Origin of the sequence: Hydrobacter penzbergensis, assembly GCF_900106985.1 — a bacterium.
Classification (GTDB): domain Bacteria; phylum Bacteroidota; class Bacteroidia; order Chitinophagales; family Chitinophagaceae; genus Sediminibacterium; species Sediminibacterium magnilacihabitans.
The window spans coordinates 12,728-27,091 of record NZ_FNNO01000015.1 but is presented as its reverse complement, the minus strand read 5'-3'; the positions used below and the strand labels follow the sequence as shown (position 1 = coordinate 27,091).

Sequence of the window (14,364 nt, the reverse complement as noted above, 5' to 3'; positions counted from 1 at the left end):
AAAACAGTTGTTCATGACACAAAAAGAATTACAGGTACAACGGTTAGTGAAAGAAGCGCAGGAAGCGTATTTGCGCTTACACACCCGCAGGCACTTCCTGAAAGAAAGTGCTATGGGGCTGGGCGCATTGGCCATGGGGTCGTTGTTGGGTGGATGCTGCGGTAACAGCAATGCTATTGCACCTGTTGCATTCGATCCCGCACATCCATTGCTTCCCAAACCCCCACAATTTGCAGGCAAAGCCAAAAGTGTCATTTACCTGCACATGGCGGGCGCCCCCTCTCAATTGGAATTGTTCGATTATAAACCTGAATTGATGAAGATGGATGGACAGGATTGTCCGCCTTCCTTGCTTGCCGGAAAAAAGTTCGCTTTCATAAGTGGTGTGCCGAAAATGCTGGGTCCGCAAGCTCGTTTCGCGCAACACGGTGAAAGCAGGACATGGGTGAGCGAGAACCTGCCACATTTTTCAACAGTAGTGGATGAAGTGAGCTTTTTAAAAGCAGTTACTACCGATCAGTTCAATCACGCACCTGCGCAACTGTTGATGCATACAGGCAGTCCGCGTTTGGGAAGGCCCAGTATGGGCAGTTGGGTCACTTATGGCCTGGGTACAGAGAACCAGAACCTGCCCGGTTTCGTAGTGCTAACAAGTGGCGGCAGCTTTCCCGATGCAGGTAAATCGGTATGGGGGAGTGGTTTTCTGCCATCTGTTTACCAGGGTGTGCAATGTCGCAGCGAAGGAGACCCGGTTTTATTCATCAAGGACCCGAATGGCATGAGCCGCGATTTGCGAAAAGCATCGATTGAAACGATCAATGAAGCCAACCGGCAGGAGTACGCTGAATACAATGATCCCGAAATTCTTTCACGTATCTCACAATATGAGATGGCTTATCGTATGCAGATAACAGCTCCCGAGGTAATGAACATCAACGATGAACCATCATATATTCATGAGATGTACGGCACCCAACCCGGTAAAAGTTGCTTCGCAAATAATGTATTACTGGCAAGGAAGCTGGTTGAAAAAGGCGTGCGTTATGTGCAATTATTCGATTGGGGTTGGGATGCACACGGAGACAGTCCCAATAATGCAGTCAATATAGGCCTCATCAATAAATGCCGGACGATCGACAAAGCCATTACAGCTTTGTTGCTCGATTTAAAACAAAGAGGTTTGCTCGAAGAAACACTGGTGGTATGGGGCGGCGAATTCGGCCGTACGCCTATGATGGAAAACAGGAATGGCATCAATGCGCCATTTAAAGGAAGAGACCATCATACAGAAGCATTTACAATATGGATGGCGGGTGGCGGTATCAAACCAGGATATACTTATGGCGAAACAGATGAGATCGGTTACAGTGCCGTGAGCGGTAAAACAGACGCCTTCGATATACAGGCAACTATATTGAACCAGTTGGGCTTTAATCATGAACAGTTCACTTATTATTTCCAGGGAAGACCTTTCCGACTTACTGATGTAGGAGGGAAAGTGATCCGGGATATCATCGCTTAAAAAAACTATAAACAGATACAATGAAACAAAGCCGAAGGAATTTTATCAAACTCAGCGCCACAGCAGCCGGCATGCTGTATTCATTAGACGAGTTTGCAGCAACGGATAAGCCTTCCTTTAAACAAAACGAAAAATTCAGTTTGTTACTGATGGCTACCAACTGGGGATTCAATGGCACGATCGATGAATTTTGCGCTGCTGCCAAAAAAGAAGGGTATGATGGCATAGAGCCAGTGTGGCCAACTGAAGCTAAAGACCAGGAAGCATTGTTTGCTGCTTTGAAAAAGTATGGGCTCGAAGTGGGATTTCTGTGCCGGGGCTGGCAAAACGATTTTAGGGAGCATCTCGACAGCTTTAAGAAAGTAACTTCCGATGCCGCCAACAATCGGTTTCAAAAACCGGTTTATATCAATTGCCATTCCGGGCGTGATTATTTTAGTTTTGATCAATCGGTAGCTTTCATCGATCATACCACGCAACTTTCCAAAGACACAGGCATTCGATTCTGTCACGAAACGCACCGTTCGCGCATGCTATTCGCTGCGCATATTACCAGGCAGTTCATAGAAAAGAAACCCGACCTGAAACTTACTTTCGATGTATCGCATTGGTGCAATGTGCACGAAAGTATGCTGGGTGATCAAAAAGAAACAGTTGATATGGCGTTGGAAAGGGTAGAACATATCCATGCGCGCATCGGCCACGAAGAAGGGCCACAAGTGAATGATCCGCGCGCACTGGAATGGGAAGCGGCGGTTAAGCAACATTTCGCATGGTGGGACAAGGTAGCGGAACGTAAAAAAAGAAATGGCGAGCGAATGACGATCCTCACCGAATTTGGGCCTCCTACATACATGCCTACACTGCCTTATACGAGACAGCCATTGGCTGATCAATGGGCCATCAATGTGTATATGATGAAATTGCTGAGACAGCGATACGGCGCGTAAAGCCCTTCGTTTTTAAAATTGTATCGATCATGTTTTTATCTGTTTCAGGTTTGATGGGACGTTTTCACCCGGTACTGGTGCACTTGCCTATCGGTATCTTATTGCTTGCCTGTTTTTTTCAGTGGCTTTCTATAAAAGAAAGATTTGCATTGCTTCGGCCGGCGATCCCCGTGATGCTGTTCTGGGGTGTGCTGAGCGGAATATTTTCCTGTTTAACAGGGTATATGCTTTCACTCAGCGCAGATTACGATGCCGATTTGGTAGAGCAGCATCAATGGCTGGGTATTCTTTCAGTAACAGCTTCTTTGATCTTCTATTTGTTGTATAAGTTTTCGTTCAATGAAAAAATGGCCCGCTGGTTTTCCCTGGGCATCATTGTATTGATTACCATTACCGGGCACCTGGGTGGTTCATTGACGCATGGGTCGGATTATCTTACATCCGCCCTGCATAATAACCAGGAAGGCCCTGCATTGAAACCCATTCCCAATATCCAGGAAGCAGCGTTGTATCCTGGTGTGGTACAACCTTTGTTACAGGCCAGGTGTTACAGTTGTCATGGGCCTGAAAAACAAAAAGGAAAACTGCGACTCGATCAGCAAAACTTTATACTCAAAGGAGGTAAGGATGGCGTTGCACTCATCGCTGGTAAAGCAGATGAAAGCGAAATGATCAGGAGAATATTGCTGCCGGTTTCCAATGAAAAACACATGCCGCCCAAAGAGAAACCTCAACTCACCGCAGAAGAAATCGCCTTACTGCATTGGTGGATCAATACTGGCGCAGATTTTAATAAGAAAATAAAAGACCTGCCGCAAACAGAAAAGATCAAACCGGTACTGATTGCTTTGCAATCGGGCAATGTTAAAAAAGAAGAAAATGCAATGCCTGATCAGCAGGTGGCGAAAGCTGATGAAACCATTGTCAGCAGGCTGAAAAAAGCCGGAGTAATAGTGGTGCCTGTTGCACAGAACAGCAATTATCTTTCTGCCAATTTTGTAAATGCCAATGCAGATTCCCTGATAGTATTACTCGAACCACTCAAAGAACAGCTTTTATGGTTGAAGCTGGATCATGCCGCTATCAATGATGCTGCTATGCCGGTCATTGGCAAGCTTACAACACTTACAAAACTGCAACTCAGCAATACGCTTGTTACAGATCAAGGGATCGCGGCATTACAGTCGTTGCATCACCTGGCATCTCTTAACCTCACAGGAACAAAGGTTACGGCAAAAGGAATAGAACGATTAAAACCTTTAAAAGCACTCAGGTATCTGTACCTGTATCAAACAGATGTGAAAAACCAGGAGTGGACTTCGTTGCAGAAAGCATTTCCGGCAACGAGGCTGGACTCTGGAAAATACATAGTAGCGTCATTGCCTACTGACACAATGATTGTAAAGCCTCCTCCCAAAAAAATGTAATGATGAAAAAAATATTGCTGTATTCGTGCTGCACCCTTGTGATACTGGTATCCTGTAAAACAACATTGTTGACGTAAGTCAACGGCTTATCGAGGGCACTTAATATTCGTTTTCATCAACCATGTCCAGTATCCTGGTTTTATGATTGATCATTACGGTTCCCTCTACATTACTCCATAATTTTTTTAGCGCATTCAGGGTTAACAGGGCATTGTCTATATGATCAAAAACCAAATCAACAATTACATAGTTTGGGTCTTCGCTCAGCCTGTAGATGCGATAACTGAAGACACCAGGTGAGGCAAATAAAAAAGAGCAGTATGTTACTGCTCTTTTTTGTGACCGCGTCAGGATTCAAACCTGAAACCTTCTGATCCGTAGTCAGATGCTCTATTCAGTTGAGCTACGCAGCCGTTCCCATTAATCGGGCTGCAAATATAAAGGCTAAAAAAGAATCTGCAAAACCAATTTGCCTTTTTTCAACATTAATCTAAATCATATATACCTGCTGAAGCTTTCTCTACCAGCTTCTTAGGCAATAACCACGCAAAAAATGCACCGAGTTTATTGATCACACCAGTGATCAACTCTGTTTTGCGGGCAAACATAGCATGTACCGCCAGCCGGGCAACTGCTTCAGGTGTCATGTTCACTTTCTCGGCCGTTTTAAGGGCTTTAGGCCCCACATTGGCCCTGTGTGCAAAACCGGTATCGGTAGAACCCGGACTCACAGCCGTTACCGATACCCGGGTATTACGCAATTCATAGCGCAATCCACGGCTAAAATTTAAAACAAAAGCTTTCGAAGCGGCATACACGCTCAGTCCGGGTACAGCCTGGTATGCTGCCGAACTGGCAATATTCAGGATATAAGCCTGCGGCTGTTCTTTTAAACGGGGCAGGAGAGCGCTACAGAGCGTTACAGGCGCCATCATATTCACTTCCATCATTTCACGGTGCTCAGCGGCATTATAGGCCGTAAACGGGCCGCTCAATCCATATCCCGCATTGTTTACCAGGATATACACCGGGTAATGCTTTTCATTTATCCAGCGAAGGATCTGTTCTACAGCGCCGGCCTTGCCCAGATCGGCTGCCAGGTAATCTACCTGGATACCATGCTTAGCCGTCAGCTCATTAGCGAGTGCCGACAACAGGTCGCCACTGCGGGCTACCAGCAGCAGGCCGATCTTTTTCGCCGCCAACTCTTCTGCAATGGCTTTGCCAATTCCTTTGCTGGCCCCGGTGATCAATGCGTAACTCATATACTTGTTTTGAATGAAAAAGGCCAACAGCTGTTGACCTTTTCACAATATCATTTTTGACTGAGGGTATAATTTTTAATGATGCACTTTGCTGGTAAAACGGTGATAAAAAGGTGTTTTGCTATTCTCATCCTTCGGCTTATACTTACCCGTTACAATGGGCACATACATTACGCGGCGTCGGCTCTCTTCACCGAATTTTGGTGATTGCTTCACGCGGTGCCAGAGGCGGCCATCGTGCACCGACAGGTCGCCGGCATTGAGGTCGAACCCAACTTCACGGTTATCATCACTGTTATCGATGAAATATTTTTTACCGAACAATAATTTCAGCACACCCTGCTTATGGGTACCGGGGATCACCCGCAAACCGCCATTCTCAAAAGGACAGGTATCGAGGTGTATACCCACATTGAGCATGGGCATGATCTTTTGTCCTAAGAAAAGATCACGGGGCGCATCGGTATGCCAACCCATTTGGGTAAAAGTGCTGTTAGGGGTGTTGATGTAATTGTTGATGACCAGTCCGTCTTTTTCATTCTCAGCAATACGCCCTTCGTAAGGCCCGAGGAAAGCGGTGAGGGCTTTCAACCGGTCGTCTTCCAGTAATTGGTGCAGGGGGTCGCTGTATAAAGAACTGAAACATAAACGCTGGATAGTTTTGTTGCCGTGCTCGTCTTTGCCAAATTTCAAGGGGATGCCGTTCACTTTATCGCGTCCTTCTTCCAGCCATGTCTGCTCCAGGCGTTTCAGCTCATCAATGAATATATTCACTTTTCCCCTGCTGATGAAGTTCCTGAATACTATTACACCGTGCTTGTCGAAAAAATCCAATTGCTCCGCGGTTACAGTATCTCCCAGTTGAAAATGACTATCCCATTTTTTCATTCTTACGCTGTTACGGTTAGTATATTAGTGTAATGTTAATTAATTATTACAAAATTGTAAAGGGCTAAACCCAAAAAACACGCAAATCTAAGCAATTTATGAAGAGATTCCTCTAAGATAATGTATAAGAGGTTTATTTTGCGTGTTTTATGACACAAAACGCTGTTTTATGTGCAAATTGACTGCCGTATTTTTACTATCCTGGTGCTTTTGCATTACGGCAGTTGCACAAAAAGATTCTGTCAGGCATACGAATTTTCTTGTTTTACCAGTGATTGCCAAATCCATTGAAACAGGCTGGTCTGGCGGGGCCGTGGGCTCTGTCACATTTCGCTTACATCCTAAAGATACGATAAGTAGAACATCCAACATGCAACTGCTGGCATTGTATTCTTTAAAGAAACAATTGATACTGGCTATCAACGGTGCACAGTACAGCCGGCACGAAAAATACATATTGAGTGAGCAGGTTTCATTCAGCTCGTTTCCCGATAAATTCTGGGGACTGGGCAAGTATACCAAAGACAACGATTATGAATCGTATAAGTACAAACAGTTCTATATCTATCTCCACCTGATGCGTAAGCTAGGGCATCATTTTTTTATCGGCGGCCTGTTTGAGCGCCAGCAACTCAGCGATGTGGAGCACCAGGCCGGCGGTCTCTTCGATCAGCAACAAATTGTGGGTAGAAATGGGTATACAGTTGCCGGGTTGGGTATGAGTTTTACATACGATACCCGCAACCATGCATTTGCACCCAATAAAGGCGGGTTCGCGCAGCTATATTTCAACCACTTCGATAAACACCTTTTCTCCGATTACAATTATACCAACATCGTAATTGATCTGCGCAAGTACATTGCTTTTGGTAATAACGTATTGGCTTTGCAGGCCTATAGTTTTGGTAATACGGGCAATGAAGTGCCGCTGCGTAGCCTGGCACTCCTGGGTGGCTCCAACAGTATGCGGGGTTATTATGCCGGCCGTTTCAGGTATACTCACCAGATGGTTTTCCAGAGCGAGTATCGCTTTCCTATTTATCGCCGCTTCGGAGCAGTGGCCTTTGGTGGTTTGGGTGATGTGGGAAACAGCTTCACCGATTATTCATTCGGCGATTTCAAATACTCAGTGGGCGCCGGCCTGCGCTTTGCGCTGATGAAAAGTGATAAACTCAACCTCCGTCTCGACTACGGCGTTGGACAGGGCAATAACAGTGGACTGTATTTTCAGTTAGGAGAAGCTTTCTGATCTAACAACCGGTTACCAGCTTACCCATCCGGTAAATGATATACGTGAAAATAAAAGCAGCCAGCACATCAATGGTATAATGCACATGCTGTATCAGCACCAGGCAAGCCACTGCAATAGTAGCTGTGAGGGTGATGATCTTGTCTATCTTCTTTTTCACACTGAGGAAAATGAGGAATTGGATAGAAGTATGACCGGAAAAGAAGAGGTCTTTGGTGATGAATTTATCGGCACCGCCATAAAAAATACTGGTGAGCGGGTCTTTCAAAACGATCAGTCCCTCCGGTGGCGACAATGGCACCAATGTAATAGTGAGCACACGTGCAAGGCATAAAAAAAGGAATGACCACAACATCACCAGGAAAATATCGGCCCGCTGTACGCACCTGATCAGCAAAAGGATACTCACAGACCAGATAATGATGAAAGTGATCATCGAAACATCCGCTACCGGTATTTGCTGTAGAATGAAATCATTCAACTGGATACCCTGCCGCTTTTCAACATAAGAAAAGAAAAGTGGGAACAAAGCCAGCAGCATCACCAGCAACATACCACCAACAATGGTTTTGATCCGGAAACTCTTATTGCGCCAGGCTTCATCCCAGGTCAGGATCTGCATTTCATTTTTCTTTACTTCAGCAATAGGAACATACGTATTGACCTCAGGTGTCTGCATCGGACAAAAGTACGTAAGAGTTGTTAGATGACAGTTGTTAGTTGTTAGATAGGGAATAATTCTAACAACTAACAACTGTCATCTAACATCTAATAATGCCATCTAACGAAAGCTTCCATCGCCGCATACTTGGTCATGCCCAATTCAGCGTAGAGGTTGGCGGTATTGGCATTCCGGTCTTCCGCTCTTTGCCAGAATTCGCGGCTGTCGGTACCCTGGAAGGGAACCATGTCTTTCTGCGACTGGTGAATGAAGATGCCAAAACGTTTTTTCATTACCTGGTCGGGACTCATAGGAATGGCCATCTCTATTTCTGAAATATCCCATTCCTGCCATGCGCCTTTGTACAACCATACCCAGCAATCTTTTATCCAGGATTCGCCGGCAGCTTTGAGGCGGTGCATGCTTTCAAAAATAATATCGAGACAAACTTTGTGCGTGCCATGCGGGTCGGCCAGATCGCCCGCACAATAGATCTGGTGCGGTTTTAATTTGCGCAGCAACTCCATGGTGATCTGTACATCTGTTTCGCTCATGGGTTTTTTCTCTACAGTACCTGTTTCATAGAAAGGCAGGTTCATGAAATGACAACGGTCATCAGTAAGACCTACATAGCGGCAGGTAGCTTTGGCTTCGCAACGGCGGATCAACCCTTTGATGGCGCGTATTTCAGAAGTGTCGGATTCGTCTTTTTTCTTAGATGCCAGGAAGGTACGTGCCGCTGAAAGTATTTGCTGGCTCTTGTTGTTATCGATACCAAACATATCTTCAAAACCAACTGCAAAATCGAGGAAACGGGTAACGAATTCATCGGTCACCGCAATGTTACCGCTGGTCTGGTAAGCTACGTGTACCTCATGCCCCTGGTCGTGCAGGCGCATGAACGTACCTCCCATGCTAATGATATCATCATCGGGGTGCGGGGAGAAGATGAGGCATTTTTTAGGATAAGGTTCGCTTCTTTCCGGATGCGTGGGTAACACTACACCAGGCTTGCCTCCAGGCCAGCCTGTTAGGCTGTCGCGCAACATATAGAATACCTGCAGGTTGATCTCATAGGAATCGCCTTTTTCAACCAGCAGATCAGAAAGGCCGTGCTCGTTATAGTCGTGAGCGGTTAAACTCAATACAGATTTTTTCAACTTGAGACCCAGGTTCACTACCGCTTTTTTGATCATCTGCGAAGTCCATTCGATTTCACCTGCGAGCCAGGGATATTTGATGCGGGTCAATTCCTGCGCAGCAGGTTCATCAATCACAAATGTGCAATCGCCATGTTGTTGCAGAATGCTTGCGGGCACCTGCTCGGTCACATGTCCTTCTACTGCTTTGGCTACGATGGCGCTTTTCATACCCCATGCCATCAGTAAAATGCGCTTGGCTTTGAGGATGGTGCTGATGCCCATGGTGATGGCCAGCCTGGGCACTTTAGACATGTTCTGGAATTCGTAAGCATTGGCCAAACGCGTGCCGTTATCGAGATTAACCAGCCTGGTTTTGGAATAGATGCTGGAACCGGGCTCGTTGAAACCAATGTGTCCGTTGTTACCGATACCCAATATTTGCAGGTCTACACCTCCGAGTTTTTCAATAGCTTCTTCATAGAAAGCGCAGTGCTTTTTGATCTCTTCTTTGGGCCAGTTGGCATCGGGTATGTGAATATTGGCAGGGTCAATGTCTACATGATTGAACAGGTGGCGATGCATAAAACTCCAGTAACTCTGGAATGCATCTTTTTCAATAGGATAATATTCATCGAGATTGAAGCTGACCACATTCTTAAAACTCAACCCTTCTTCGCGGTGCAGGCGAACCAATTCGGCATACATGCTGATGGGGGTGGAGCCGGTAGCGAGACCCAGCACGCAAAGCTGGTTGTTTTTTTGCTTCTCGCGGATGAGCTGAGCGATCTGCTGCGCAACGTAACGCGAACCATCTTTGGAACTGGGGTAAATGGCAACCGCGATTTTTTCGAATGAATCAACCATGTTAGTGAGGTGTTTGTAGTGTAGTGTTTTTTACGGTTCGCTAAAGTACACGCTCTTTTGAAGATAGAAAAGAAATGATTTGGTGTTAGTTATTAGCAGGATCAAAATAAGCCTTGCTGTAATTCACTTTCCACCAGTCGTAACGCTTGAACTCGGCGCGCAGTTTCTGATCGAACCGATTCCAGTTGCGCTGTGATTGCTGGCTCCAGAGCACTTCACTCAGGGCGCTCATGCGCGGGAAGATCATGTACTCTACTTTGGATACATTGTTCATGTACTCAGTCCATATATTCGCCTGTGCACCCAATACATATTTTGCATCTTCGGCCGACAACTCTTTGGGTATGGGCTCATAGCTGTACACTTTCTGAACGGTGGTATATCCGCCGATGGTAACAGAGTCTTCTTTCTTATCCTGAGAATGGTCGAAATACATCCATCCGCCGGGCGTCATGATCACATTGTGTTTTTGCCTGGCAGCTTCAATACCGCCCTGCTCGCCGCGCCAGCTCATGACAGTGGCATTGGGCGCGAGACCGCCTTCCAATATCTCATCCCAGCCGATGATCTGCCTTCCTTTGCTGTTCAGGTATTTTTCAATACGCTGGATAAAATAACTCTGCAGGCCATGCTCGTCTTTCAACCCTTTTTCCTTGATCAGTTGCTGGCAGAAAGCAGAACGCTTCCAGCTTTCTTTGGGGCACTCATCGCCGCCGATATGGATGTATTTGCTGGGGAACAAAGCGATCACTTCATCCAGTACGTTTTCCAGGAACTTGAATGTATACTCGGTAGGAGCAAACACATCGGGGAATACGCCCCAAACCTGCTGCACTTGCTTACCGGTAGAATCACCATGCCATGCGGTCTTGGCGGGATGTTTGGTAGACTCATCTGGGAAGCAGCTCAGTTGCGGGTAAGCGGCGATAGCGGCAGAAGAGTGACCGGGCAATTCAATCTCGGGGATCACGGTGATGTAACGGTCACTCGCGTATTTCACAATTTCTTTCACCTGTTGCTGGGTATAAAAACCACCACGACGGATGCCATCGTTTCCTTTACCAGGATAACGGCCAATGATGGTACCGTTCCTGAAACCGCCCACCGATGTAAGACGGGGATATTGCCTGATCTCAATACGCCATCCCTGGTCTTCCGTTAAATGCCAGTGGAAAGTGTTGAGCTTGTACATGGCAATGAAGTCGATGTATTTTTTAATGAAATCAACGGGGAAGAAATGACGGCCCACATCGAGGTGCATACCGCGGTATGCGAAGCGGGGCCTGTCTTCTATGCTGAGAAAAGGAACAGTGAATGTTTTGCTTTTTTCCAGCGGTAATAATTGAATGAGCGACTGGATGCCATAAAATGTACCATTCTCAGTATGACCGGCAATGGTTACACCGCTTTTGTCGATGTTCATGGTATAAGCGCCATCCACACCGTTTGTCATGGCGGCCTGCTTCAGCACAATGCCCGAAGCAGCTTTGCCTTTGATCACCTTTAAATTGAACCCATAAAATTTTTGCAGGTAATCATTCAGGAAACGGGCAGATTTTTCCATCCCGGCGCCACTTACAATGATCTTGGTATTGGCATCAATCGTAAAATGACCCTGCCCAACTTCCATCTTGGCCGGTTGGGGAATGATGTTTACACTTTGTGCTTGTAACTGCATCAGCGGAAGCATCAATAAAGCTAGCAATGTTTTTTTCATGACGTGAATATGGTTAAAGAATGCTGCTAATGTACAGCCTCTTTCTAACAATCTGGAGTTGAAACATTAAAAGACACAATCGTTTGCGTGTGTAAATGGCATTAAAAAAGCCCATCTGTGATTACAGTGGGCTTTTTAATAAGATGATATCAGCTTATTCTGCTTTGGTTATCTTGATGATATTGGTAGGAAGGTGCAGGTGCACCGGCGTGCTTCCAGTATTCACCACCACATCATTGGTATTGACAAAACCACGCTCTTTGAGGATATTGATCTGGTCAAAAATGATATCGTCCAGGCTGTCTTCTTCTGCATAATAGAAAGCACGTACACCCCAACTGAGACTCAGTTGGTTCACCAGTGTTTTTTCCTTGGTGAAGATATACAGCGGAGAAGATGGGCGATAGCTGCTCAGCATGAAGGCGGTATAACCACTCTGCGTCATACCAATCAATGCTTTGGCTTGCACGTCTTCAGAGATCTTACAGGCATTGTAGCAAACGGCATCGCTGTGGAAAGAAGGAGAGTGGGGTTGCGGTTTCAGGTCTTCCGAACGGTTGTAACGGTATTCTTTGCTTTCCACTTCCATGATGATCTTGCGCATGGTTTGTACTACCAGTGCAGGGTGCTGGCCGGTAGCGGTCTCACCGCTCAACATCACCGCATCGGCACCTTCCAGTACGGCATTGGCCACGTCGGTGATCTCACTGCGGTTGGGTTTTACGCGGTCGATCATGCTTTCCATCATCTGTGTAGCCACGATCACCGGCTTGGCGCGGTGGAGACATTTACGGATCAGTTCTTTCTGGATCAGCGGAATACGCTCTACGGGCAGTTCCACACCCAGGTCGCCACGGGCCACCATGATACCATCGCTTTCTACAATGATGTCACGGATATTGGTGAGTGCTTCGGGTTTTTCAATTTTAGCAATGATCTTGCTCTTGCTTTGTTTCTCCCTGAGTCTTCTCTTCAGATCAACAATATCGTTCACGCTGCGTACAAAACTCAACGCTACCCAGTCGCATTTTTGTTCAATGATGAATTCCAGGTCGGCCAGGTCTTTCTCGGTCAACGCAGGCAAAGAGATTTTGGTATCAGGAAGGTTGATCCCTTTCTTGGAAGAAAGGATACCGCCCAGCGTTACCACTACTTTTACATCGCCGTTCTTTTCAATGCTCACTACTTTCACTTCCAGTTTGCCATCGTCTATCAGGATAATGTTGCCGATTGTTACGTCGCCGGCCAGGTTGGGGTAAGAAACATAGATCTTCTCCAGCGTACCGATGCATTTTTCATTGGTGAATGTGAGGATATCGCCCACTTTCACTTCCAACGCGTTGTTTAAGATCTCACCTACACGGAGCTTGGGGCCCTGCAAATCGGCCAGGATGGAAATATTATAAGGCTGGGTTTTATTGATGTTGCGGATATGTTCAATGATGCGCGCTTTGTCTTCATGACTGCCATGCGAGAAGTTGAGCCTGAAAACATTCACACCTGCCTGTACCAATTCAAGCAGTTTTTCGTATGTATCGCAAGCGGGACCCACGGTAGCTACGATCTTGGTACGATGGTTCACATGGTCGATACCCGCTTCTTTGTTCATATCCTTGTGCAGGTACTTATCTATATTCTTTGACATTTTTTATTCAGTTGGGGGGTGAAATAAATGGGTTAGTGTTTAGCTGGCGAGTATCTTCACGATCTTCAGCCATTCTTCCGATATTTTTTGTTTGGCCTTGATGGCATTGTCAAGCGGTGTATAATACAGGTTGTTGTTTACGATGCCTACCATTACATTGTGCTTGCCGGTGAGCAGGCATTCCACTGCATGATAGCCCATGCGGCTGGCAATGAGCCTGTCGAGACAGGTAGGAGAGCCGCCACGCTGGATATGGCCCAGGATACAAACCCGTACATCGGCTTGAGGTATGCGCTTTTTGATAACGGCCGCCACTTCATTGGCGCCACCGAATTCATCGCCTTCGGCTACCACCACCAGGTTCACGAGTTTCTTTCGCTTTTCTTTTTCGGTGAGCGAATGGACCAGTTCTTCCATATCGGTCTTGCTCTCAGGAATGAGGATATTCTCAGCGCCTGTAGCGATACCGCTATGCAACGCAATATAACCGGCATCGCGGCCCATCACTTCCACAATGAATAAACGGTCGTGCGCGTCGGCAGTATCCCTGATCTTGTCAATGGCATCCACGGCCGTATTTACCGCCGTGTCGAATCCAATGGTAAAATCGGTACCGGCAATATCTTTATCAATGGTGCCGGGCAAACCAATACAGGGTATATCGAATTCGTTGCTGAACTTTTGCGCGCCACGGAAACTGCCATCGCCGCCAATGATCACCAATCCGTCAATCCCTTTTTTCTTGAGGTTCTCAAAGGCTTTTTTACGGCCTTCGTGTTCAAAAAATTCTTTGCACCGGGCTGTTTTGAGAATGGTTCCGCCGCGTTGGATGATATTGGCAACAGAACGGGAATCCATGGGGATAATGTCGTCATCTATCATTCCGCTGTAACCGCGTATGATTCCGAAAACTTCCAATCCATGATAAATACCGGTTCTGACTACAGCTCTCACGGCTGCATTCATACCCGGGGCGTCTCCTCCTGAGGTCAGTACGCCAATCTTAGTAACTTTTCTTGCAGACATTTTTAGAT

11 protein-coding genes and 1 tRNA gene are annotated in these 14,364 nt (G+C 46.4%); 4 read left to right on the top strand and 8 right to left on the bottom strand.

All coding sequences use genetic code 11. From position 1 onward, the window contains the following. Positions 1 to 13: 13 nt before the first annotated feature. From BLU98_RS14215 to BLU98_RS14205, 3 genes are read left to right on the top strand one after another with little or no spacing between them, the layout of a single operon-like run. A complete protein-coding gene (locus BLU98_RS14215; RefSeq protein ID WP_092725864.1) occupies positions 14 to 1,522 on the top strand; it encodes a DUF1501 domain-containing protein in 1,509 nt (502 codons plus the stop codon). Between the two features lie 20 nt (positions 1,523 to 1,542). Beyond that, positions 1,543 to 2,472: a sugar phosphate isomerase/epimerase family protein gene (locus BLU98_RS14210; RefSeq protein WP_092725861.1), complete on the top strand. Its 930-nt coding sequence runs from the start codon at positions 1,543 to 1,545 to the stop codon at positions 2,470 to 2,472. A 29-nt stretch (positions 2,473 to 2,501) separates the two neighbouring features. Next, positions 2,502 to 3,899: a c-type cytochrome domain-containing protein gene (locus BLU98_RS14205; protein ID WP_257575006.1), complete on the top strand. Its 1,398-nt coding sequence runs from the start codon at positions 2,502 to 2,504 to the stop codon at positions 3,897 to 3,899. Between the two features lie 339 nt (positions 3,900 to 4,238). Here the strand turns inward: BLU98_RS14205 and BLU98_RS14200 are convergent. From BLU98_RS14200 to BLU98_RS14190, 3 genes are all read right to left on the bottom strand, one after another. Further along, a tRNA-Arg gene (locus tag BLU98_RS14200) sits at positions 4,239 to 4,312 on the bottom strand. 72 nt (positions 4,313 to 4,384) lie between these two features. Then, entirely contained in the window at positions 4,385 to 5,164 is a 780-nt protein-coding gene (locus BLU98_RS14195; RefSeq protein ID WP_092725859.1) for an SDR family NAD(P)-dependent oxidoreductase, read from the bottom strand. A gap of 75 nt (positions 5,165 to 5,239) precedes the next feature. Continuing rightward, positions 5,240 to 6,052 (bottom strand): phytanoyl-CoA dioxygenase family protein, encoded by an 813-nt coding sequence (locus BLU98_RS14190; RefSeq protein ID WP_092725857.1) that lies wholly within the window; start codon positions 6,050 to 6,052, stop codon positions 5,240 to 5,242. A gap of 169 nt (positions 6,053 to 6,221) precedes the next feature. Between BLU98_RS14190 and BLU98_RS14185 the strand changes: the two genes are divergently transcribed. After that, complete coding sequence (locus BLU98_RS14185) at positions 6,222 to 7,301, top strand: BamA/TamA family outer membrane protein (RefSeq protein ID WP_092725855.1); 1,080 nt, start codon at positions 6,222 to 6,224, stop codon at positions 7,299 to 7,301. 1 nt (position 7,302) lies between these two features. Here BLU98_RS14185 and BLU98_RS14180 read toward each other — a convergent pair whose 3' ends face one another. From BLU98_RS14180 to pfkA, 5 genes are all read right to left on the bottom strand, one after another. Next, positions 7,303 to 7,980: a phosphatase PAP2-related protein gene (locus BLU98_RS14180; protein ID WP_257575005.1), complete on the bottom strand. Its 678-nt coding sequence runs from the start codon at positions 7,978 to 7,980 to the stop codon at positions 7,303 to 7,305. Between the two features lie 89 nt (positions 7,981 to 8,069). Further along, positions 8,070 to 9,968, bottom strand: coding sequence for a glucosamine-6-phosphate deaminase (gene nagB, locus BLU98_RS14175; protein ID WP_092725853.1), 1,899 nt, complete (start codon positions 9,966 to 9,968; stop codon positions 8,070 to 8,072). A gap of 85 nt (positions 9,969 to 10,053) precedes the next feature. Then, entirely contained in the window at positions 10,054 to 11,685 is a 1,632-nt protein-coding gene (locus tag BLU98_RS14170; RefSeq protein ID WP_092725851.1) for a beta-N-acetylhexosaminidase, read from the bottom strand. Positions 11,686 to 11,839: 154 nt separating this feature from the next. Then, positions 11,840 to 13,330: a pyruvate kinase gene (gene pyk / locus BLU98_RS14165; protein ID WP_092725849.1), complete on the bottom strand. Its 1,491-nt coding sequence runs from the start codon at positions 13,328 to 13,330 to the stop codon at positions 11,840 to 11,842. Between the two features lie 39 nt (positions 13,331 to 13,369). Next, positions 13,370 to 14,356 (bottom strand): 6-phosphofructokinase, encoded by a 987-nt coding sequence (pfkA, locus tag BLU98_RS14160; protein WP_092725847.1) that lies wholly within the window; start codon positions 14,354 to 14,356, stop codon positions 13,370 to 13,372. Positions 14,357 to 14,364 lie beyond the last annotated feature (8 nt).